Raw genomic sequence first — 24,519 nt, 5'->3', positions numbered from 1 at the left:
TACTCCTTTTCAAAGCTCTGCATCGCAATGTCTTGCGGCATGGCAATTTATATTAATGGCTACAGGAAGCCCTGCGATATGAGTGGGATACCATTCTACATTGACTTTAAATGCCGTGGTTACTCCACCTAAGCCCTGTGGTCCTACACCCGTGGCATTTGCTAATTCCAACAACTCATCCTCGAGCTTGGCATAACGCGAATCTGGGTTTTTAGAATCTGTCTCGCGTACAGCGGCAATCTTAGCCAAAAGCGCAGCTTTCTCCATAGTCCCTCCAATACCTACGCCTATCACCATCGGCGGACAAGCGTTTGGCCCTGCAAGCTTGACTGCTTCTAGAAAAACTTTTTTGACACCCTCGATTCCATCAGCTGGAACTAGCATTTTAAGAACACTTTTGTTTTCGCTCCCAAAACCTTTAGGTGCTACTTGGATACGAATCTTATCACCCCTGACAATACGCGTATGTATAACCGCTGGAGCATTGTTTGTTGTATTTTTACGCTCAAAAAGCGGTTCTTCTACGACAGATTTACGCAAATAGCCCTCTGTGTAGCCCTTTTTCACACCATCATTGATAGCATCTTCGAGATAACCACCTATGATATGCACCTCTTGTCCAACTTCGACAAAAACTACGAGCATACCCGTATCTTGACAAATTGGCATCATATTGGATTCTGCGATTTTGCCATTTTCTATAAGAGTATCAAGTATATTTTGCCCAAGGATCGATACTTCTGTACTCCTAGCTTTCCTAAAAGCATGCTTGATATCATCTGTCTGCACACAACAAGCTTGTATAGCAAGCTTTCCTACACAATCACTTATCTCTTGACAACTCACTTCTCTCATTTGCAGATCCTCCTTTAAGTTTGAAAAAACATATGATTACACACATAAAATTATATTGTTTAAACATTTTTTATAAATGGGATTTAAAAAAACATTGTGTAACTGGGTTTATGTCTTGAATCTTAGAAGTAATGGTGGAGTGTAGGGGGGTCGAACCCCTGACCTCAACGCTGCCAGCGTTGCGCTCTCCCAACTGAGCTAACACCCCTGTTTAGAGAATAAGCGATTGTACCGGTTAAAAGCTGTTTGTCGCCTTAAGGATTGCACTGGGCATAGTGCGCTTGGTAGGTTTGTGTCATTAAAGATTCAAGCTCTGCATACCAATTTGGATTGCTAAAATCTGGGATAAATGCTTGCAGCATCACGATACGAGCCTTGTTGGTATTTGATGCAACAGGGGCAGTATCATACATTTTGCGCGAGTTGATAATAAGTATTGGTTGGATTTTGAGCTTTAATTTTTCAGCAAGCACCTTGGCACCGGGTTTAAAGGGTAGTAATTCTTCTTCACCCTTACCTCGTGTGCCTTCCGGAAAGATCACAATAGGTCGATTTTGCGCAAGTTTTTCTTTGGCACTTTTCAAAAGAAAAACAATGCCTGCTTTATCTTCTCTGTCTATTAATATCATCTCTGGCAATGTCAATGCGTAACCGTACAAAGGAATCTCGCCTAGTTGCTTTTTTGCCACCCAACAAATATTGCTAGGATGAAATCCTTCTAAAAACATAATATCACTCACACTTTGGTGATTTAGGATAATAAGCTGCGCACTTGTATCAAATTCTCCTATACGCTCCACATGGAATCCATTGAGTGTAAAAAACCATCCACATTGCAATCGAGCTTTTCTGCCATTTTGCTTATGTCGCGTGAAATAAATTTGCAAAATAATAATTGGCAGATACACGATGATGCAAAGGGTGGCAAATAGACCTCTAATCTTTGCTAACATACTCACTCCTTACCCAACCTATTTGGGAATCTCCAATAAGCACCTTATAAAACATCACTAAATTACCATCAATAATCACCTGACGAGAATCCATAATCTCTACAGGTATATCAGATTCGATAATTCTTACAATCGTTGATTGATTCATAGGCAAGATACTGAGATGCGCCCCACTCTTTAATACTGCCTCAGAACTATTAAGCGTGAAATTATATATGATAGTTCCCACAAGCACAGCAGCTATAATAAGAGCAAGTTTGCTTTTTTTCCAAAGAAAAAGTCCACAGAAAAATACTACGCCCAAACCCAGAAAAACAAACTTAAAAAGCGTAGAGGTGGTTTTGGGCCTGAGATCGCTCTGCATATTCAAAGAATCTGCACTTACTATAACAGGAATCTGCACACTTTCAAAACGCGACAACTCGAGATCAAAATAATCAAAACTCAATTCACGCGCAACTTTTGGTAAAACCGCATAATAGATTGCTCGAGCTTTATCATCATTGTATTTTATTTCCTCAAAACCTTGATTTTTGACGTTTTGTAATTTCATATCACGCACATTTTGGCTTCTGATTTCAAACTCAAAAATCACAATATTATTGCTGTCGTCATAGGTTTTACTTTTGTAATGCAAGATCTTAAAGTCTGTGCCCAAGACACCAATATAACGCGGATTTGTACTGAGATTAAGCGCACTAATAGCAATCTCTCCAACACTCGCACTCTCCTCATAAGCCCCATCAATATTTAGAGCCTCCGCATGTAATGATGGGATTACCGCGTATTCCTGCTTTATCTTAAAAACATATGTTATTTGGAATTTATCTTGTTCTACATTTTTCCACTGGGCATTTTTATTTTTGAGCTCGATCTTGTCAGTATCAATCTTTTCAAAACTCGCGCCTATGAAATGCGCACCGGCAAAGAGCGAAACTTCATAGCTTACTTTTATCTCTTGTCCTGTATAGATTGTTTCGTTTTGGGGGAATGCAGTGGCTTTGAGATAGATAATCTTTGGTCGCAATTCCTCTTGGTCATCTTGTGAATCTTGAGCGTTAAGATAAGAAAAAATTGTCCATATACTAAGGAAAATACAAAAAAAAACCTGTGCAAAGACACTTGCATAATGTTTCATCTAGCTATCACTACCTAATCTGCTTGTGCTTTAAGGCGTTTTTATAAATTGAATCTAACATCTTTAGTCCATCTGTGCTGCCTAATAGAGATTCTATAGCTCGCTCAGGATGAGGCATAAGGCCAAAAATATTTTTTGATTGGTTGCATATTCCGGCAATGGAGGAAATAGAACCATTAGGATTAGTTTCATAACGCAAAAGAATCTGATGGTTATGCTCCAATTCATCAAGGAGATAATCTTCAATAAAGTAGCTTCCATCAGCATGAGCTATAGGCAAATAAACAAGACTATTTGGCACATAATCTTGTAAAAAGGCATTATCAGTAGCAACTACACGCAAAGACTCAAGCCGACTGATAAAATGTAATCCCACATTACGTTTTAAAGCACCTGGCAAAAGACCAGATTCACATAGGATTTGGAATCCATTGCAAATACCAAGTACAAAACCGCCATTTCTAGCAAACTCTGTTACCGCACGCATAATGGGGGAGTATCTAGCAATGGCTCCACTACGCAAATAATCACCATAGCTAAATCCACCAGGAACCACTACTAACGCACAATCTAAAGGTAAAGATTCTTGTTTATGCCAAATAACCTCACTTGCAATACCCAAAAAATTATAGGCATACTGCATATCTTTCTCGCAATTAGTGCCCGGAAATTGCAAAATAGCAACACTCATAACTAAGGTCTTTGTACCCGATAATCTTCAATCACCAAATTTGCCAATAATTCCTTACACATCTCATCAACTATCCGCAAGGCTGTTGCCTCATCATCTGTATCAAGCTCTAAAGTAATCTCTCTTGCAAGTTTAATGTCTTTCAGCATACTAAAGCCACATGAATGGAGTGCGTGATAGATGGCCTTGGCTTGAGGATCAAGAACTCCATCTTTTAGACTTACAATCGCCTTTACTTGCATCAATTTGTCCTTATTGCTTACTTAAAACGCGTCTTAAAACTTCCTGATAAGCAACGCTCACATCACCCAAATTCTGCCGAAATCTATCTTTATCAAGTTTTTGATTTGTTTCTTTATCCCAGAATCTGCAACTATCTGGACTTATTTCATCAGCTAAGATAATCTCTCCATTTTCATCTTTCCCAAACTCAAGCTTGAAATCAATCAGTCTCAAATTTCTTTCTAGAAAAAATTCTTTAAGAATAGTGTTGATCTTACGAGCTTGCATTTTTAAAAACTCTAATTCATCTTGATTTTGCGTTATATCCAAAATCTTGCAATGCTCATCATTAATCAAAGGATCACCTAATGAATCATCTTTGTAATAAAACTCTACAAGCGCGAATGGCAACTCTCTGCCTTCGCTAATGCCTAGTCGTTTTGTAAGCGATCCAGTAGCGACATTACGTGTAACAACCTCTATTGGAATGATAGAGACCTTTTTGCAGAGCATATGCGTAGAATCAAGACAGGATAAAAAATGTGTAGCAACACCATGAGTTTGCAAAAGAGTAAAAAGCTCGCTGCTAATACGACAATTCAACTCTCCCTTCCCCTGCTCGCTTCCTTTTTTCTCTGCATTAAATGCAGTCAAGTCATCTTTGAATTCAGCGATGACTTGGCATCCATTATCTGTGGCAAATAGTCTTTTTGCCTTACCTTCATAGAGCATTACACCTTTTTGCATTTCTTTACAACTCCTCACATCCTACAAAGGAATTCAGTTTTTATGTGGCGCAAAGACATTCCAGGCTTTAAGAATATCAATGGCTGTTTTAAGCTGAATATCCTTATAAATATCATCTTTGGTGATTGGTTTGTCTTTTTGTGTTGAATTTTTATCATTACTTGACTTTTCTTTTGTTGGTTTTTCTGGGGTTGATTTTTCTGTCTTTTCTAATTCACCTCGTAAATGGCGTTTTAAATCTGCTTCTTTGATAGAGATTGCATCTTCTGCTTGTGGCACAACTCCAGGATGCACCAAAATATCAGGCTGTACTCCAACAGCTTGGATAGTCCTGCCACTTGGAAGATAATATTTGGCAATAGTAAGCTTAATAGCTTCATTATTCTCAAGACCTATTACCATCTGCACGCTTCCCTTGCCAAAAGTAGGTTCTCCGATCAAAATAGCTCGCTTATGATCTTGTAATGCTCCAGCAACAATCTCACTGGCACTAGCACTTCCTCCATTTACAAGAACCACAAGGGGTGTATCAGCATAAGGTGCATTTGCTGATGCTTTGTAATCGACATTTTCGTTTTTATTACGAGATTTTTGTGAGACGATAATGCCGGTTTTGATAAACAATTTTGAAAGATCAACTGCCTGATTAAGTAGGCCTCCGGGATTTGAACGCAAATCAAGAACAATACCATCAAATTTACCAAGTGCTTTCAATCCATTTCTTACATCCAAGGTAACATTTTTATCAAAAGAAGTCACACGCACATAGGCATAAGAACTATCTTCGATCTTTCTTACTTTGACAGACTCTACACGGATAATATCACGAGTAAGCTGGAATACTAAAGGCTTCAATTCCCCTGAACGCACAATTGTAAGTTCTAATTTTGTTTTTGGCTTACCACGCATAAGATTAACTGCAGTATCAATAGGCATTCCAAGAGTGCTTTCATTGTTTATTTTGAGAATAATATCCCCACTCTTAATTCCTGCTTTGTATGCCGGAGTATTATCAATCGGAGCAACAACATGGAGCGCTCCATCTTTCATATCAAGCGATAGGCCAATGCCTCCAAATTCACCTTCTGTCTGTCTCCTAATATCCTCAAACTTTTTTTTATCTAGATACGAAGAATGTGCATCAAGATTATTCAAAAGCCCATCAATTGCTTTATCTACAATCTCATCAATTTTAATTTCATCAACATAATTTTCTTCAATTGCGCTAATGACTTTGCGTAATTTTTTATAAGCATCGAGTCTATTTTGCTCCTTATCCTCAGCAGCTGATAAACTAAGAAAAATTCCACAAAAAATAAAAAATAAAAACACACATATTACTTTGCTAAAAAATATTCGATAAAACATGTTGTGAGAGCCTTTGGTGAGTTTAGAAATTTACGCGAAAAGCACGGGATTCTACCAAAAAATCGCTATTTTACAAGAGACACATTCCCCCAATGAGAAATAGAATTTATCTCTCACAAAAGAGACACAAAAAATTATGAGAACAACTAAAAATTGTATAGAGCATCAATATGCTTAAGATTCTAATAAAATTGCCAAACCACCATTTACAAGAATGCTTTTTTGCCTAAGAGAAACACCAACAATATAAGCCTTAATATAGGGCAACAAAAAACTTTTACGAATCTTCCTGTTTCTTATACCCAGTTCCTCCTGTATGACAGAATTTGGATTTGACAAAGATATAAGATTTCTGTCTGTTGCAATATGGAGATAGTCAATATTACCTATACGCTCAATCTCAACCACTTCACCTAATACGACATTATCCTCAAATATTTTACAACCCACGATATCAAACCAAAAAAACTCTCCATCATCAAGCTTGCAGTTTTCTCTGGTGGCTTGTATCGTATTAAAAAGTAAAAAATTCGTTAATTGATCGGCACTATCTTTAGAATCAATTCCAACAAATCTAACCAATGCTTTTGAATTTGAGTGGCTACTTTCATCTTTTGGAAACATAAAATAACTCACTTCCAAATTTGGATACAAAGGGCTATCGCTCTTTAACTTAACACCCCTTTTAATACTTTGTGGAAAATCAGTTTGTAAAAACAGACGCAATGTGCCATCAACTCCCACACTACGTCCAAATTTGCCGACAACGAGTAAATTACTATTCTGCAGAGTAGATAACGATCTTATAGTTTTGGCCATTTTTTGCTTTTGCACCAGAGATAAGAACTTTCAACGATCCTATCATCTTGCCTTCTTTGCCAATCAAACGTCCCACATCATTTGGATGCGCAAGAACTGAAATTTCTTTAAGTTTATTGCCTCTAGGATCCGTACCCGTCTGACTTTGGACACTGACACACTGAGGTCGAGTAACAATTTTCTTTGCATACTTTTCAATAAATTTTTCTATCATAATTTGATTTGTCTTACATTCATAAGAAAAAATCTATTGTGTAAGCTTACTCACGCGATCACTCATCTTTGCGCCTACACTTTTCCAGTATTCTAAACGCTCTTTATTGAATTGTACAATCGCAGGATTTGTCAAGGGATTATAATAGCCTATCGCCTCTATCCAACCACCATCGCGTTTTTTACGAGAATCTGTAACCACAATGCGATAAAAAGGCTTTTTCTTTCGTCCCATTTTTGTCAAACGAACCACAGTCATATTTTGAAACTCCTTGAGAAATAATCAGTACAGAGATAGGGGCGCATTATAAAAGTGTTTTGCTTAAAAGATGTTTATTATCTAGGGAAACGTGCATTCCCTAACATATTCATAAAATCTTGGATGCCACCTTTTTGACTTATTTTTTTCGCCATTCTTGAAGCATTCTCAAATTGTTTGATTATACGATTGATAGTTGCTACGTCAAGTCCGCTCCCTTGTGCGATTCTTTTGCGACGAGAGCCATTCAAAATATCAGGGTTAGCTCTCTCTTTTGGCGTCATAGAATTCACCATTGCACGGATATTTTTAATTTCACTTGAATTTTCTAAATCCATATTTTTTAATGCCCCAGCCATATTGCCAAGTCCTGGAATCATCGATACTATTGAACTCATTGAGCCTAATTTTTTCATATTTTCTATTTGGGCAAGAAAATCTTCAAAACCAAACTGTCCTTTTTTAAGCTTCTTGGCAATATTTTTTGCTTCTTTTTCATCAATCACACTTGCAGTTTTTTCCACAATAGATGCTATATCCCCTGCTCCCATAAGTCGTGAAACAATACGCTCTGGCAAAAATATATCTAAATCAGCCACCTTCTCACCGTTTCCAATAAAACGCAGTGGCACACCGATCTGATACGCTACGCTAAGAGCAATACCACCTTTTGAATCACTATCAAATTTTGAAAGCACAACTCCTGTAATGCCAATTTTTTCATCAAATTGCATAGCAGACTTAACACCATCTTGACCACTAAGAGAATCTGCTACATAAAAGCATTCATAAGGGTTTATCGCTTCCTTTATTATTTGTAATTCATTCATAAGCGTCTCATCAATCCCCAATCGCCCAGCTGTATCTATCAGCAGAACATCAAAATGTGCATCTGATGCTTTCTGTTTCGCTTCTTGGGCAATTTGTAATGCAGTTTTGATCTCTCCATCTAATGTAGGGGCATAAACTTCCACCTCAATACCTTTACCAAGCTGAGATAGTTGCTCCACAGCACCTAATCGCTGTAAATCGCAAGCTGCCATTAGCACCTTCTTGCCTTTGTTTTTAAGGTAGTTTGCAATCTTGGCTGTTGTGGTAGTTTTACCACTGCCCTGCAAGCCCATCATCAAAACAATTGTGGGTGGTACTGGAGAAAAGTTAAAGCCATAATATTTTGAGGTCTGCAAGATCTCTAGTAAAGCTTGTTCCAATGCTCTATTAAAGCTTTGTTTGCCGATACCTAGTTGCTTGGTTTTTCGCTCTACTAACTGGAGAATCTCTTTGGTAACTTTATGATAAACATCATTGCGCAGCAAGATTTTTTTGAGTTCATCTAGTGCATTTTTGAGCGCCTTCTCATCATCGCTAAAACGGATTTTATTCGCGACATTTCTAAATGACTGCGTGAGTGTATCAAACACTTCCAACCTCCTCTACAGTAAAGTGTATGGATTAAAATATCTAAGGTGGATATTACTTAAAAATAATGGAGCCCAGGATTGTATAGAAACTTCCTTGTAATTTTGCTAAATTTAATTTTCACTCATATATAATACACGCGGTTTTATTTCTTGAATAGAAATTTTTTTATATGGATTCTCGAGATGGACATACAGTTTGTAAAGGATTTGAAAGCCAAAAACCTCAAGGTTACCCCACAACGAGTCGCTATGCTCAATGAAATCAAGGAAAACGGTCACATGGACGTTGATGAGATCTATTTAAAAATCAAAGAATTTTATCCATCAATTTCACTTGCAACAATCTATAAAAATATCATTACATTGTGTGAAGCAAATATTCTACGCGAAGTGAAAGCTCCTACACAAAAACAGAAATATGAGCTTGCATGCGATAAACACATCCATGTGGTATGTGAAAAATGTGGCAAACTCGAAGATCTCAAAATTGATACAAAAAAACTAGAAAAGCTCACAGCAACAAAAAGTGGTTACAAAATCTATGATGTCTCTGCCGTGTTGATTGGAATTTGCCCCAAATGTTCTGAAAGCATGTAAGCAATGAAGAATTTGGATGAGATTTTTACTTCTCTCTGGGAATCTTGTGCATTCAAAAGAGAAAAACTAAGACAACAAACAAGCCACAAAAATATTTTTGATTCTCTGGGGTTTGTATTAGCAGCTGATATAAGAGCTTCTCGTCCTTTGCCACCATTTGATAGCTCTGCTATGGACGGCTATGCAACCCTGCTTGATAATGCAGGCAAAGAAACAAGACTACTTGGATGCACCTTAGCAGGAGAGAAGCCCCAAGAGTCTTTGCTACGAAAAGGTTTCGTGCAAAAAGTCATGACAGGCTCTCCACTTCCTAAAAATACCCAAGCGGTTGTGCCAATTGAACTTGTACAAATCCTAGAAAATGGTGCAATAAAGCTTCCACAAGACTTAAAGCATAACCAAAATATCCGCTTACAGGGCGAAGAAATAGCTAAGGATTCTTTATTACTCGATGCTTTTAAGCGCTTAAAACCTCTTGATCTTGGAATGATTGCTTCACAAGGACTAAACACTCTATGTGTATGTAAAAAACCAAAAATTGCGCTCTTTTCAACTGGTGATGAAGTGATAGAACCTGGCTTGAACGCACTGCCTCACCAAATTTATAATACTAATGCCATCAGCATTATGAGTATTCTTAAAAGATTCCATCACGATGTGCAATACCATGGAATCTTGTCCGATAAAAGTAGCACATTATTAGATCAGCTACAAAAGTTTTCTACCACAAACTACGATGTGATTATCACTACAGGTGGTGCGAGTGTAGGAGATGCAGATATGATCAAGAGTACACTTCATCAACTTGGCGCACGGATTGTGTTTGATGGTGTGAACCTCAAGCCGGGAAGACACTTAAGCGTAGTTATTTTAAATGAGCAGATTTTTATCCTTTTACCGGGCAATCCACTTGCAAGTTTGCTGCATATTTATACAATCATTCTGAGTTTTTTGGAGTTTTTGAGTGGTGCAAGATCATACTTTCTCAAAACCTACGAGGCACTAGCAGATTCAGAGTGTATTTTGAAGCCAAAAACACAAAGTATTCTATTGGGGAATCTTATTGATGGGAAATTTTTGGTTTTTAGAAACGGCAAATTTGGATCAAGCGCTTTAAGGTATGTTTGGGAAAATAATGCCATCGTCATAGTCGATAATGATTACGGAGCGATAAAAACTGGCAGCAAATTAAAATGTCTGTGTTTTGATCAAACAGAGTTTGAAGAAAATTGCAACTTCATCAACACACAATAAAGCCTAAATCAGTTGGTTTTTCATCATAGAAGTTTCAGCCACTTCTATAAATTTTCAAGATTTAAGCAAGTAATTCACTTAGTATAAAAAGTCATGCTTATATTGTCGTAATCCCACTCCAAACACCAAGAATCTGTTACTTTTCGTACATAATGAGCATATATATATATATATATATCAAAAATACGCAAAAGCCATTTCGCTTCATCTATAATTGACGCTGTCAAAATTTTCAAAATTAAGGATATAGTTATGATAAGAGCATTAGTAAGTTTTTTGGCTATGGCAAGTATAACTTGCGCATTAGAATCAGGAGTGTATGTTGGTGTAAGTGGTGGAGTGAATAGAGTGAGTTCTCTACAATCTATAGATTTTAAAGGGACAAATCTATGGAATACACTTCCCGGTCCATCAGGACCCAATGGAACCTCAGCAGGCCAATATGATCGCAATGGCAATATAACAAATAAAAAAACAACACTAGGTTTCATGTGGGGATTAAGGGCAGGCTACCAGTATGCTTTTAATAGATTTAACGGCATAAGAGTCTATGGAACATTCTCTCAAATAGGAATCTCTATTGGTGTAGATGAAAAGCTCAATGCAGATAATTTCCAAGCAACAAAATACACTTTCTCCCAAGCAGGCATAGCTACAGATTATCTTTTAGAATTTCTAAGATTAGAAACCATAAAATTTGGGATTCTAGGAGGTGTTGGTTATGAACATACTTTTGGGACAAATAAAATCAATATCCAAAAGAATCAACCTTATGCAAATCTTGGTCTTTTTACTTCGCTTGGCAGAGAGGGTAAATTGTTTTTTGAAGTTGGTGCAAAGCTACCTTTTTCTACGATTTATGAGAGTTTCTCAGATGCAAGAAAAGGACCATACATATACCTTTCTCAATCAACAGGAGTTGAATACAGTGAGCGTAAAGAAAGTCTAAATGCAAAGCTTCAAGTGTATTACATAGCTTTGAGCTATGTATTTTAAGCAAATAATAAAAAAGTTTATCATTGGGAAGTCATATTACTTTCCAATGCTTTCAAAGATAAAGAATTTGTTTTAAGTATATTTTTTACCGAACAAAACCCTTGCTTTATTTTGAAATCTTGCAGGAATGAGTTTTCTGATACACACACGAGGCACAATGTAAAAAACATAACGCAAGGCATAAAATACAGGATAGAGCCTATTGTATTTGTAACCAATCTTGCAATCCTCCTTAAACATTCTCCAAGAAAGCGATGAACTCACACCTTCTACATTAAAACAAGCCACCACAAGAGGTATGTGTAAGAAGTTTATTCCATTATTGTAAGCTTTAGTAAAAAAATCTGTATCTCCCGCGATTTTAAAGTGAGTATCGTATTTGTGATGTTTCATAAGAGAAGCTTCTATAAAGGCACTTTGATGAAGAAAGTGATGATGATATTTATGGTTGGTAGTTTTAGAATACAAAATCTTAGAATCTGTAGAGCTATATATTATGGATGCGTCACCATAAAGTATCTTGGCTGATTTCCTTGTATCTAAATGTTTTTTATAAAAATTAAAAAACTCCTCTATTACATCTACTTGAGAAAATCTATCGCCGCAATTCATAAAATTGCACCATCGCCCAGTGACAAGGTCAATGCCTTTATTCATTGCATCATAGATTCCATTATCTTTTTGACTTAAAAATTTGAAAGTGAAATGTGGATTGTCCTTGTGTGTGCCTTGGAGATAAAAGCTGGGAATGTCGTATTTGATACTCAAAGGTGCTAACTTGCCTAAAATCGTAGAATCCAAATCCGCGAGATCCTCTAATTCTCCTTTGCTAAAATCATCAATTATTGAAATACTTGATTTTGGTGGATATTCAGATACCAAAAGACTAGAAGCTAGCGCAATTTCTCGCAAAACAGATTCTATATATTCGCGCGTGCCATCAGTGCTCACCGCATCAATAAGAATGTATTCAATGTGTGGGTAGCTTTGATTGATTACAGAATCCATTGTTTCCTTGATGTGCGCGACATCGTTATAAACAATGGTTACGATGCTAATTTTTGATTGATTCACAGCAACGCTTTTTTAAATGCGGATTTAACTAGCTGCTACGTTTCTCCATAATCTCCTTAGCAATATTATTTGGCACCTCGCCATAATGGTCAAACTCCATCGTATAAGTCCCACGACCTTGTGTAGCTGAACGTAAATCCGTAGAATAGCCAAACATTTCAGCCAAAGGCACAAATGCATTGATAATCTTAAGTCCCATTCTGTCGTCCATTGAGTTAATTTGTCCGCGTCTGCGGTTAAGATCACCTATCACATCGCCCATATATTCCTCTGGCACTTCAACTTCAACTTTCATCAACGGCTCAAGCAACACCGCATTTGCTTTGCGACATGCATCTTTAAATGCCATTGAGCCGGCAATTTTAAACGCCATTTCACTAGAATCTACATCATGGTAGCTTCCATCATAAAGCGTTACCTTGAAATCCACAACCGGATAGCCTGCTAGCACACCGCTTTGCATTGCTTCTTGGATACCTTTATCCACCGCAGGAATATATTCTTTTGGAATTACACCACCACTGATATTATTCACAAACTCATATCCAGTGCCGGGCTCTTTTGGCTCAAGCTTAATAAACACATGCCCATATTGCCCACGCCCACCAGATTGCTTAGCGTATTTACATTCTTGCTCCACACTACTACGGATAGTTTCGCGGAATGCCACTTGTGGCTGTCCAACCTCTGCTTCTACTTTAAATTCACGTTTCAACCTATCCACAATGATTTCAAGGTGCAATTCACCCATACCGCCGATGAGCGTTTGTCCTGTCTCTTCTTGCGTGCTTACTCTAAAGCTTGGATCCTCTTCTGCAAGCTTACCAAGTGCGATTGACATTTTTTCTTGATCAGCCTTTGTCTTTGGCTCTACGGCAATATGAATTACAGGCTCTGGAAACTCCATACGTTCCAAAATTACCGGCGCTTTTTCATCGCAAAGTGTATCGCCTGTGAGCGTTTCTTTTAATCCCACAAATGCACAAATTTCACCCGCATAAATCTCTTTGATGTCTTCTCTTTTATTAGAGTGCATTTTGAGCAAGCGTCCAACACGCTCTTTTTTGCCTTTTGTAGAGTTTAGTACATAGCTTCCAGATTCTAGCTTTCCTCGGTAGGCGCGTACAAAAGTGAGCTGTCCAACAAATGGGTCAGTCATAATTTTAAACGCAAGTCCTGCAAATGCGCCATTATCACTAGATTCTACGCTTAGCTCACTTTCATCTTTTGGGTTAATCCCCTTAATCTCGGCAACTTCAGTTGGCGCAGGGAGAAAATCTACCACTGCATCAAGCAAAGTCTGCACACCCTTATTTTTAAAGCTCGAACCACAAAGCATTGGAATAAGACTCATATTCAAGCAACCTAACTTGATACCTTTTTTAATCTCTTCAATGCTCAATTCCTCGCCACCAAGATATTTTTCCATTAACGCTTCATCTTGCTCAGCAACGGATTCCAAAAGCTTCTCTCTATATTCGGCTGCTTTATCTGCAAGCTCCGCTGGAATCTCCTCTATATCGTATTTTGCACCCATAGATTCATCATTCCATACGATGGCTTTCATTTGAATCAAATCAATCACACCCTTAAAATTCTCCTCTGACCCAATAGGAATATTAATAGGGATAGGATTAGCTTTAAGACGTTGTTTAATTTGGGATTCTACATTGTAGAAATTCGCGCCGATTCTGTCCATTTTATTGACGAAAACCATTCTTGGCACGCCATATTTATTTGCTTGTCGCCAAACGGTCTCACTCTGTGGCTGCACACCACCAACGGAACAAAACACTGCTACAGCGCCATCAAGCACACGCATAGAACGTTCAACCTCGATAGTGAAATCCACGTGTCCGGGGGTGTCAATAAGGTTTATTTGATAATCTTTCCAAAAACAAGTAGTCGCGGCAGAAGTAATGGTAATCCCGCGCTCTTTCTCTTGCTCCATCCAGTCCATTGTAGCCGCGCCATCATGAACTTCACCAATCTTATGACTTACACCAGTGTAAAAAAGAATCCTCTCGGAAGTGGTAGTTTTCCCTGCATCAATATGGGCTGCAATTCCTATGTTTCTTATTCTATTTAATGGGGTTTTTCTTGCCATAACACTTCCTTGAAAAGTCTAAAAGTTCAAATCAACCACTACCAACGATAATGCGCAAATGCTTTGTTTGCTTCTGCCATTTTATGCACATCTTCTTTTTTCTTAAATGCGGCACCTCTATCGTTAGTTGCATCTATAAGTTCATTTGCTAATCGCTCAACCATAGTTCGCTCATTGCGCTTTCTAGTTGCTTCTAGAATCCAGCGGATCGATAAAGATTGTTGACGAGCATGACGAACCTCTACTGGTACCTGATAAGTAGCACCACCCACACGACGAGACCTGACCTCCACAAGTGGTTTTACTTTGTCAAGTGCCCTTTCAAATACATCAATACCTTTTTCACCACTTTTCTCCTCTATTTTATTAAAAGCTGCATAAATTATCTTTTTACTAACGCTTTTCTTGCCATCGTACATCATCTTATTGACAAATTTTGTTACAACTTTGTTACCATATATAGGGTCACCCAAAATCTCTCTCACAGGTGCTTTTCTTCTTCTCATTGTCAGTTCCTTATTGTCTATTACTTTTTCTTATCAGCAGCGACTTTTGCTTTCTTAGTGCCATATTTACTACGAGAAACAGTGCGTTTGGCCACTCCTGCAGTATCAAGTGCACCACGAACAATATGGTACTTTACACCTGGCAAGTCTTTTACACGACCACCACGCACAAGTACTATGGAGTGTTCTTGTAAATTGTGTCCTTCACCTGGAATATAACTTATAACTTCAAATTTTGATGTCAATTTCACTTTAGCCACTTTTCTCAGCGCCGAGTTAGGCTTCTTAGGAGTTGTGGTATAAACCCTTGTACAAACGCCTCGCCTCTGTGGACACTCTAACAACGCCGGTGATTTAGTCTTTCTGCTAATTTTTTTTCTTTCTTTCCTAATAAGCTGATTAATAGTTGGCACTTATTATCCTCCTCTCTTTACTTACCTCTAGCAAGGCTCTAGATTTCATTCAGCTTTCCGAAGGAGCATTCTACTCGTTATAAGCTTTTAAAAATCTTACAAAGATAACATTCCTTAAACGTCTTTACTGTATTGAAAATTTCTATAACAATAAAGGCCCGTACCTACAGGTATCATTCTACCTAACACAACATTTTCTTTTAAGTCATCAAGAGTATCGGTTCGAGCGGCGATACTTGCTTCTGTTAATACTTTAGTAGTTTCCTGGAAAGAAGCAGCCGAAATCACAGAATCACTTCCAATTGCAGCCCTCGTAATACCAAGCAAAACAGGCTCAGCAATTGCTGGTTCACCAGATAATCTTAATACACGCTCATTTTCTTCTTTAAAATGTCGTTTACTCACAAGATCGCCTTCAATAAATTTCGTGTCTCCACTATCAACAATTTTAACTTGCCGTAGCATCTGAGAAACAATAATTTCGATGTGCTTGTCAGCAATACTTACGCCTTGTCTCCGGTAAACTTGTTGAATCTCGCTTATTATATATTTATACAAAGCCTTCTCTCCTGCAATACGCAAAATATCGTGACTCGACACCATACCATCTGTCATTGCTTCACTAGCATGTACAAAATCACCATCGCGTACTAATATTTTTTTGTTTTTATCGACAGCATACTCTGCAACTCGCCCATCTTCGGCAGTAACAACAATACGTTCCTTACCTCGAATTACCTTGCCAAAACTCACATAACCGTCGATCTCTGCTAATACTGCAGCGTCCTTTGGTTTCCGTGCTTCAAAAAGCTCAGATACACGAGGCAAACCACCGGTAATATCTTTAGATTTTACAAGCGCCTTAGGAGTCTTAGCCAAAATATCAGCTTCTTTAACATCATCACCGTTATCCACCAAGATTGCAGTCTTAGGCTCTAATTTATAAACATGTTCTTTTTGATGTTTATCAATAAGCACAAGTGATGGTTTAAGATTGGCTGGAATATATTCACCAACAACAAGACTTTTACTCCCTGTAAGTTCATCTTCTTGCTCACTCACTGTCAATCCAAAAATAATATCTCTATACACTATTTTTCCACTTACTTCAGCAATAACTGGAATACCATAAGGATCCCATTCAGCAATAATGACACTTTCTTTTGAAGCTGGTTCAGATATGATACTTTCTGGAGCTACTTGCGTATTATCATCTATAAGAATCCTAGAATTCCTTGCAATATAATGTCGAGTAGCCTCCCTATCATTCTCATCAGCAATGACTGCAAAGATTCCTTTTTCTTCTACTATCATACCCTTCTTGATATTCCTACAGCGCTCTAGAGTATCCGTTTCAAGAAAATAGAATTTTATTGTCCCTTTTTCTTTTGCCTTAATAGTAGAAGCTATTGGTTCATTATTAACAACCTTTAACTCACTACCATAGGGGATTCTATGTGGAATATTCCAACCATCTTTAATAACATCTACAACACTACCACCAGCTGTAACCTTATAACCACTTTTGTATGGAATAAGCAATTTGCCATCGACCCTATTTCCTACGCCTGCGAGCTCACTACTTTTTGCAATGCTATCTTTACGTAAGTTATAACTTACCTTTTTAGTATCACTTACAATAGTTACCACAACTTCATCGTGGACATTTTCTAGATGCACAGTCCCATCAAATGGGGCTTTAATTTTTGGCTCAACAAGCAAAATAGCTGCGTTTCTTCTGTTTGCCACAATTCTTTTGCCATTTTCGCCTCTAAACGTCTTTATGTTGTAATAACGAATAAAACCTTCTTTGGTAGCTTCTATCTGGCGTTCTTCTGCACTTCTACTTGCAGTTCCACCAATATGGAACGTTCTAAGAGTAAGCTGTGTTCCTGGTTCCCCAATACTTTGGGCTGCTAAAACTCCCACAGCATCACCAGGTTTTGCTATAGCAGACTCCCCGAGATTCAATCCATAACATTTTGCACACACACCTTTTGGCGCCTTGCAGGTTATAGGTGTACGAATTATGACACTCTTTACACCAGCTTCTTCAATCTTAGTGGCCTTCTCCTCGTCTATCAATGTTCCTTCGCTGCATAAAATTTCGTTTGTAATAGGATCAATCACATCTTTTGCAAGTACGCGTCCCAATACACTTTCTTTAAGAGATTCTATCAAGTCATTACCCACAGTAATATCCGCTATCTCAACTCCCTCATGCGTACCACAATCCTCAATCGTAACTTTCATATTTTGACTTACATCAATAAGCTTTCGCGTCAGATATCCAGCATTAGCTGTTTTAAGAGCGGTATCAGCCAGACCTTTGCGTGCTCCATGAGTTGAATTAAAATATTCAAGTACATTGAGACCTTCTTTAAAATTCGAAGTAATTGGCGTCTCAATAATTGTTCCATCAGGTTTTGTCATGAGGCCACGCATTGCAGAAAGTTGTCGGATCTGTGCTGCACTACCACGTGCACCAGAATCTGCCATCATATAAATTGAATTAAATCCACCTTTATCGGCTGCAATAACTTTCATCATTTCTTTGCCCATAGCCTCACTTGTCTCTGTCCAAATATCTATACTCTTATTGTATCTCTCTTGGTCAGCCAAAGAACCCTGATCATACTGGGCTTGAGCTTTTTTGATTTCTATTTTTGCCCCATCAATCCTTGCTTGCTTATTTTTTGGAATAATGATATCTGCAGCAGAGATAGAAATGCCTGCTTTCGTGGCATATTTAAATCCTAAATTTTTCAAGCTATCCAAGAAATTTGCGGTAATACCAAGACCCCCGTTTTTATACACAAAATCTACCATGTTGCTAATATCTTTTTTCTTTAAGATCCGATTCCAAAGTCCGATAGGTACACAATCCGGCAGTATCGATCTAATAATCATTCTACCAGCCGTAGTTTCAATAATTCTCTTATCTTCAAGAGCTCGAATCTTTGCATTAATATCAAGTTGTCCCAAATCAATAGCTATCATAACTTCTTGAACATTTGCAAAAAGCTTATGCTCTCCTTTTGCACCCTTTTTTTCCAAAGAAAGATAATAAAGCCCTAAAACCATATCTTGACTGGGAACTGCAACAGCCTTGCCACTAGCTGGAAGCAAGATGTTCATAGAACTTAACATAAGCACCTTACATTCTGTTATTGCCTCTTGGCTTAAAGGTACATGCACCGCCATTTGATCGCCATCAAAATCCGCATTAAACGCGGAGCACACAAGTGGATGTAATTGGATCGCCTTACCATCAATAAGAGTCGGATGAAAAGCTTGTATCGATTGTTTGTGTAGCGTAGGAGCACGATTGAGTAATACTGGATAATTCTCTACAATCTCCTGTAAACACTCCCAAACTTCATTGTTTTTCTGAGCAATCATCTTTGTCGCTTGTTTAAGGTTTGTAGCATAACCCTTTTCCTCAAGCTTAGCAAATAAATGCGGTTTAAATAGCTCTAAAGCCATATTTTTGGGCAATCCACATTGATCCATTCTCAGATTTGGACCGACAACAATCACACTTCTACCACTGAAATCTACACGTTTGCCAAGCAGATTCTGTCGGAATCTCCCCTGTTTGCCCTTGATAATCTCTGATAAAGATTTCAACGGTCTCTTATTTGCACCTTTTACAGCATTTGCATTTCTACCATTATCAAAAAGTGCATCAACGGCCTCTTGCAACATTCTCTTCTCGTTGCGAATAATAATTTCTGGAGAATCCAATTCAATAAGTCGTTTCAAACGCTGATTTCTATTGATTACACGACGATATAAATCATTTACATCACTTACCGCAAACTTCCCACCATCAAGCGCCACAAGCGGACGCAAATCTGGTGGTAACACGGGTAATATTGTTAGAATCATCCATTCTGGGCGATTCCCAGAATTTATAAAATTCTCAACCACTTTCAAGCGTTTAACTATAGTTTTTTTCTTAGCCTCAGAATTTGTAGATTTCGCCTCCTCACGCAAAGACTGAAGCAAAGCAACCAGATCAATTTGCTCAAGCAAATCCCGTACAGCTTCGCCACCCATCTGTGCAACAAACCCCTTATCAGCAAAACGCTGATTGATATTTTGGAATTGTTCTTCATTCAAAATATCGTATTTCAAAATAGGCTTGGCACCTTCGTTATCATACGACGCTTCACCTGGATCTTTCACAATATAAGCCTCATAATACAATACACGCTCTAAATCTTTCATCTTCACACCGAGCAATGTACCAATCCGACTTGGCAAAGAACTCACATACCAAATATGTGCTACTGGAGCTACAAGTTCAATATGTCCCATACGATAACGACGAACTTTAGCTTCTGTAACTTCCACACCACATTTCTCACACACTATGCCTTTATAGCGCATTTTTTTATATTTCCCACAAAGACATTCGTAATTACGCACTGGACCAAAAATCTTTGCACAAAACAAACCATCTCTTTCGGGTTTAAGCGTGCGATAATTAATAGTTTCTGGTTTTTTAACTTCTCCCCTACTCCAAGAAAGAATACTTTCTGGACTTGCAAGTACTAATTGAAACGCACTAAAATCCTTCAAACGATTATCTTCTTTGATAAACAAAGGCTTAGGAACACCATTTTCATCAGTCTCATCACTATAAACTTTAACATCCAACACTAGAGACTGTAACTCTTTTGTTAAAACAAAAAACGTCTCTGGAATCCTAGATTCCCCTACAGGTTCACCTCTTGTAATTGCCTTATAGGCCTCCTTACGCCCTTCCGTATCATCAGATTTAATAGTAAGCATTTCTTTTAGTGTATGAGCAGCTCCATAAGCTTCAAGAGCCCATACCTCCATTTCACCAAACCTCTGTCCTCCAAAAAGGGCTTTTCCGCCAACAGGTTGCTGGGTGACAAGACTATAAGGGCCAGTAGAGCGAGCATGAACCTTTTCATCAATCAAATGATGAAGCTTAAGCATATACATACAGCCAACATTGACACGTTCAAGCATTTTTTCACCTGTTTTCCCATCATAAAGTTCGCTTTTACCATCAATGTCAATTTTTGCAAGTTCAAAAAGTCTATCAAAATGTTCTTGTTCGATTCTTTCAAATACAGGAATTGCGAATTTTACTCCCCTACTCCAATCTCTCGCATACACTACTAACTCATCATCACTTATATTTTTTAAAAAATCTACAACCGAAGTATTATCAGGATTAACAACTTCTGAAATCTCTATCATTTTGGCTCGTAAATCTTTGAGCCAAGATTTTCTTTGAGAATAGAAAATCTCTTCAATCTGTCTGCCGAGATTCTCGCCAACAAGTCCCAAATGTACTTCTAAAATCTGTCCAATATTCATGCGACTAGGAACACCAAGCGGATTTAATATCATATCAATTGGCTCGCCATCTTTGGTATACGGCATATCTACCAAAGGCACAATACTCGAAACAATACCTTTGTTGCCATGCCTTCCGGCCATTTTATCTCCAACTTTAAGCTTACGTTTAGTCGCGATGTAGATTTTCACAAGCTTAATAACACCGCTTGGCAAAATATCATCTTTTTCTAAAATTGATAATTTCTCTTCATGTTCTTCACCAAGATTCTTTTTTTGTTCTAAAAAATTCGTTTTGATTGCTTCATATTTTACTTGGACTTCTTTAGAGTAATTTTTAATTAAGGTATTAAGCGCAAAACGATTAATATTGACAATATCTTCCTTTGGTACCTTATCGCCCTTCTTAAAAACTTTTTCTCCAATAGTGGTATTACTTGAAAGCTTTTCTTTTGAAAGCATAGAATATATTCTCATCATTTCTTCCTGATTTAACATTGTCAATCTATCATGATGTTCAATATCCAACACTAATTTTTCCTGTTCATAAGCACTAATAGCACGAGAATCTTTTTCATATCCCTTCTTCGTGAAAATCTTCACATCAACTACCACTCCCTCTAAAGAAGGCGGACAATAAAGTGATTTATTTACCACGTGGCCAGCTTTTTCGCCAAAAATCGCGCGCAACAAACGCTCTTCAGGTGTAGGCTTCACTTCACCCTTGGGAGAAACCTTACCAACCAAAATCATACCTTGCGTTACATAGGTTCCTATACGTACGATACCGCTTTCATCAAGATGCGCGATTTCATTCTCCTTTACACCAGGAATCTCTGCTGTAATCTCCTCTATACCATGCTTTAATTCACGCGCCTCAATCTCTTTCTCATAAATATGTACTGATGTAAAAGTATCCTCTTGAATAAGTCGCTCACTTACTACAATAGCATCCTCAAAGTTATATCCATTCCAAGGCATAAATGCCACGCGAATATTCTTTCCCAATGCCAATTCACCATTGTCCATGCTTGGTCCATCAGCAATAATTTGCCCACACTCAACACTATCTCCTTTCTTAACGATAGGTTTTTGGTAGAACGAAGTATTTTGATTCGTACGAAGATTCTTACAGAGAGAATAATGATCTATATATGCACCATTTTCATCTTCACCCAAAATATAAATATTTTTAGAATCTATCTTTTCGACAATGCCACCTCTCTTTGCTTTGATTGCCTCCCATGCATCTCTAGCAATAATTTTTTCGATTCCTGTACCTACAAGTGGTGCATTAGGTTTCAACAAAGGCACAGCTTGACGCTGCATATTTGAACCCATAAGAGCACGATTTGCATCATCATGCTCTAAAAAAGGAATAAGAGAGGCAGCTATACCTACAAGCATTCTAGCGCTCAAATCAATCAGTTCAACCTTTGAGCGTTCCGCTAAAATGATCGCGCCATCTTTGCGTGCCTCAATCAAATCTTCTATGATATAGCCATTTTTATCGAGTTTAGTCGAAGCAGGAGCAATGATTGTACCTTCCTCTTGTGCTGCTGTGAGATGTACAACTTCATCTGTCACCTTGCCATCTTTCACTCTACGATAGGGAGCTTCAATAAACCCTAACTTATTGACACGAGTAAAAGTCGAAAGCGTATTGATAAGACCAATATTTTGACCTTCTGGTGTTTCGATAGGACAAATTCTTCCGTAGTGAGTTGGATGCACATCACGCGCCTCAAACCCTACTCTTTCCTTCACGAGACCACCTTCACCAAGTGCTGATAATCGACGCTTGTGAGTAATCTCCGAAAGCGGATTGGTCTGATCCATAAACTGAGAAAGCTGCCCTCCAGTAAAAAACTCCATAACAGTGCTTGTGATCATTTTAGAATTAATCAAATCATGCGGCATAAGATTCTCAAATGAACCATTAAGCGAGCTCAATTTGTCACGGATAGCCTTTTGCATTTTGACCAAACCTGTATGCAACTCATTTGCAAGCAGCTCCCCAATAGATCGAATTCTTCTATTCCCCAAATGGTCTCTGTCATCTATATGCCCTTCGCCATTGCGCACATTCATTAAATACCTAATTGTAGCAATCAGATCATTATGTGTAAGCACAGTAACATACTCAGGCACATTAAGCCCAAGCTTATGATTCATCTTCATACGACCAACGCTTGTAAGGTCATAACGTTCTGGATCAAAGAATAATTGATTAATAAAGTTCTTTGCAACATCCTTTGTTACAGGTTCTCCTGGACGCATAACCTTATAGATTCTGATTGCTGAAAGATCATTTTCATCATCAATCTTCTCGCTTTGTTTTAAAAGACGTAAAGACTCCATATCGCTAGCAAAGGAATTTATAATAGAATTATCGAGACCCTTAGCAGTATCATTGGCTACACTAAAGTCTTTGATGCCAAGTTCATGGAGTTTATTAAGTTTGTTTTCATCAAGCTGTGTTAAAACATCAAAAACCAATTCGCCTTGTTTATTAAACACTGCGTTGCTTAAATATTTATTTGTAAGATTTTCTATGGGATATTCCATCCAAGCAATTTCTTTTTCACGATCTTTTAATTCCTTGATTTTCTTACTTGAAAGCCTTTTACCAGAAGCAATAAGTAAATTTCCATGAGAATCTTTGATATCAAACTCTGTACGCATACCTATATTTTCCACACTAAAAGGTATGAGGTACTTTCCTTTTTCAACGCGTACATTAAGCGTTGGATAAAAAATATTGATAATATCCTGTTTTGTGTAGCCAAGAGCACGTAAAATAATTGTTATAGGGACCTTACGACGCTTATTGATACGTGCATACAAAATATCTTTCGAATCATACTCAAAATACAGCCAAGCACCTCTATCCGGGATAATCTGCCCGGTATATATTAATTTATTTGAAGAGGTATTTGACTCTTCTTCTTTAAAAATTACTCCTGGACTTCTGTGTAACTGATTAACCACAACACGCTCAACGCCATTAATAATAAAACTTGTCCTATCAGTCATTAATGGAATCTCACGTATAAAAATACTTTGTTCCTTAACATCTTTTACGCCAAGCTTTTCTCCAGTTTTATCATCCTTTTCCCAAAAAATAAGGCGTATTTTTATTTTAAGAGGAATAGAATAAGTAATACCACGAACCATGGCTTCTGTAGTTGTATATCGAGGTTTACCAAATTCACACGACACATATTCTAAAGTGATACGCCCTTGCGTATCTTGAATAGGAAAAATAGATTTAAAAACCTTTTCAATCCCACTCTCCCTATCAGCATCCGCAGATAAAAAATCACGATAGCTTTCTCTCTGAAGAGATAATAAATCTGGAACATCAAGTAACTGAGGATTTTTTGTAAAATCAACTCGTAATCTATTCTTTAGCTTTGTTTGTTTTAGCATTATCTAAACCTCACGCAAGTAGAATTTTAAGAGAAACACTCCAAAGAAAACCTACAAATACACATACTAATGAAAATAGGGTTTCTGTAAAGTGTTTACTACAAACATTCATAT

At 37.7% G+C, this 24,519-nt stretch carries 19 protein-coding genes and 1 tRNA gene; 3 read left to right on the top strand and 17 right to left on the bottom strand.

Translation table 11 applies throughout. From position 1 onward, the window contains the following. Positions 1–9: 9 nt before the first annotated feature. From CCY97_RS00185 to ffh, 12 genes are all read right to left on the bottom strand, one after another. Positions 10–855: a fumarate hydratase gene (locus CCY97_RS00185; protein ID WP_112063477.1), complete on the bottom strand. Its 846-nt coding sequence runs from the start codon at positions 853–855 to the stop codon at positions 10–12. A gap of 132 nt (positions 856–987) precedes the next feature. Beyond that, positions 988–1,063: transfer RNA gene (locus CCY97_RS00180), tRNA-Ala, on the bottom strand. 46 nt (positions 1,064–1,109) lie between these two features. Beyond that, positions 1,110–1,808: a 1-acylglycerol-3-phosphate O-acyltransferase gene (locus CCY97_RS00175; protein WP_112063476.1), complete on the bottom strand. Its 699-nt coding sequence runs from the start codon at positions 1,806–1,808 to the stop codon at positions 1,110–1,112. Further along, on the bottom strand, positions 1,792–2,946 hold the full coding sequence (locus tag CCY97_RS00170; protein WP_112063475.1) for a hypothetical protein: 1,155 nt from the start codon (positions 2,944–2,946) through the stop codon (positions 1,792–1,794). Before CCY97_RS00170 ends, CCY97_RS00175 begins: the two co-directional genes overlap by 17 nt. A 10-nt stretch (positions 2,947–2,956) precedes the next feature. Next, a complete protein-coding gene (gene purQ / locus CCY97_RS00165) occupies positions 2,957–3,637 on the bottom strand; it encodes a phosphoribosylformylglycinamidine synthase subunit PurQ (RefSeq protein ID WP_112063474.1) in 681 nt (226 codons plus the stop codon). Between the two features lie 2 nt (positions 3,638–3,639). After that, positions 3,640–3,879: a phosphoribosylformylglycinamidine synthase subunit PurS gene (gene purS / locus CCY97_RS00160; protein ID WP_112063473.1), complete on the bottom strand. Its 240-nt coding sequence runs from the start codon at positions 3,877–3,879 to the stop codon at positions 3,640–3,642. 10 nt (positions 3,880–3,889) lie between these two features. Continuing rightward, positions 3,890–4,606 (bottom strand): phosphoribosylaminoimidazolesuccinocarboxamide synthase, encoded by a 717-nt coding sequence (gene purC, locus CCY97_RS00155; RefSeq protein ID WP_112063472.1) that lies wholly within the window; start codon positions 4,604–4,606, stop codon positions 3,890–3,892. A 33-nt stretch (positions 4,607–4,639) separates the two neighbouring features. Further along, the gene (locus CCY97_RS00150) at positions 4,640–5,974 is read right to left on the bottom strand and encodes a S41 family peptidase (protein WP_112063471.1); all 1,335 of its coding nucleotides are present in this window, start codon (positions 5,972–5,974) and stop codon (positions 4,640–4,642) included. Positions 5,975–6,148: 174 nt separating this feature from the next. Then, positions 6,149–6,793 (bottom strand): ribosome maturation factor RimM, encoded by a 645-nt coding sequence (gene rimM / locus CCY97_RS00145; protein ID WP_112063470.1) that lies wholly within the window; start codon positions 6,791–6,793, stop codon positions 6,149–6,151. Further along, positions 6,753–7,007: a KH domain-containing protein gene (locus tag CCY97_RS00140; RefSeq protein WP_112063469.1), complete on the bottom strand. Its 255-nt coding sequence runs from the start codon at positions 7,005–7,007 to the stop codon at positions 6,753–6,755. The genes rimM and CCY97_RS00140 overlap by 41 nt, the downstream gene beginning before the upstream one ends. A gap of 33 nt (positions 7,008–7,040) precedes the next feature. Next, entirely contained in the window at positions 7,041–7,265 is a 225-nt protein-coding gene (rpsP, locus tag CCY97_RS00135; protein ID WP_112063468.1) for a 30S ribosomal protein S16, read from the bottom strand. A 77-nt stretch (positions 7,266–7,342) separates the two neighbouring features. Next, positions 7,343–8,686: a signal recognition particle protein gene (gene ffh / locus CCY97_RS00130; protein ID WP_112063467.1), complete on the bottom strand. Its 1,344-nt coding sequence runs from the start codon at positions 8,684–8,686 to the stop codon at positions 7,343–7,345. A 183-nt stretch (positions 8,687–8,869) separates the two neighbouring features. On the opposite strand from ffh, the gene CCY97_RS00125 reads away from it, so the two are divergent. The 3 genes from CCY97_RS00125 (at position 8,870) to CCY97_RS00115 (ending at position 11,533) form a co-directional block, all read left to right on the top strand. Continuing rightward, positions 8,870–9,283 (top strand): transcriptional repressor, encoded by a 414-nt coding sequence (locus tag CCY97_RS00125; protein WP_112063466.1) that lies wholly within the window; start codon positions 8,870–8,872, stop codon positions 9,281–9,283. Between the two features lie 3 nt (positions 9,284–9,286). Beyond that, positions 9,287–10,537 (top strand): molybdopterin molybdotransferase MoeA, encoded by a 1,251-nt coding sequence (locus CCY97_RS00120; RefSeq protein WP_112063465.1) that lies wholly within the window; start codon positions 9,287–9,289, stop codon positions 10,535–10,537. Between the two features lie 252 nt (positions 10,538–10,789). After that, positions 10,790–11,533: a hypothetical protein gene (locus CCY97_RS00115; RefSeq protein WP_112063464.1), complete on the top strand. Its 744-nt coding sequence runs from the start codon at positions 10,790–10,792 to the stop codon at positions 11,531–11,533. Positions 11,534–11,605: 72 nt separating this feature from the next. On the opposite strand, the gene CCY97_RS08410 is transcribed toward CCY97_RS00115, so the two are convergent. The 5 genes from CCY97_RS08410 to CCY97_RS00090 all read right to left on the bottom strand — a co-directional run bounded on the left by CCY97_RS08410 (position 11,606) and on the right by CCY97_RS00090 (position 24,405). After that, a complete protein-coding gene (locus tag CCY97_RS08410; protein WP_258456745.1) occupies positions 11,606–12,607 on the bottom strand; it encodes a glycosyltransferase in 1,002 nt (333 codons plus the stop codon). Positions 12,608–12,635: 28 nt separating this feature from the next. Next, the gene (gene fusA / locus CCY97_RS00105; RefSeq protein WP_112063463.1) at positions 12,636–14,714 is read right to left on the bottom strand and encodes an elongation factor G; all 2,079 of its coding nucleotides are present in this window, start codon (positions 14,712–14,714) and stop codon (positions 12,636–12,638) included. Between the two features lie 38 nt (positions 14,715–14,752). After that, positions 14,753–15,220, bottom strand: coding sequence for a 30S ribosomal protein S7 (rpsG, locus tag CCY97_RS00100; protein WP_112063462.1), 468 nt, complete (start codon positions 15,218–15,220; stop codon positions 14,753–14,755). A 20-nt stretch (positions 15,221–15,240) separates the two neighbouring features. Then, the gene (rpsL, locus tag CCY97_RS00095; RefSeq protein ID WP_112063461.1) at positions 15,241–15,633 is read right to left on the bottom strand and encodes a 30S ribosomal protein S12; all 393 of its coding nucleotides are present in this window, start codon (positions 15,631–15,633) and stop codon (positions 15,241–15,243) included. Positions 15,634–15,747: 114 nt separating this feature from the next. Beyond that, positions 15,748–24,405, bottom strand: coding sequence for a DNA-directed RNA polymerase subunit beta/beta' (locus CCY97_RS00090; RefSeq protein WP_112063460.1), 8,658 nt, complete (start codon positions 24,403–24,405; stop codon positions 15,748–15,750). Positions 24,406–24,519: the final 114 nt, after the last annotated feature.

This window comes from Helicobacter sp. 10-6591 (genome assembly GCF_003288805.1).
Lineage (GTDB): Bacteria > Campylobacterota > Campylobacteria > Campylobacterales > Helicobacteraceae > Helicobacter_F.
The sequence above is the reverse complement of the archived record's forward strand: the minus strand, read 5'-3'. Positions and strand labels throughout refer to the sequence as shown.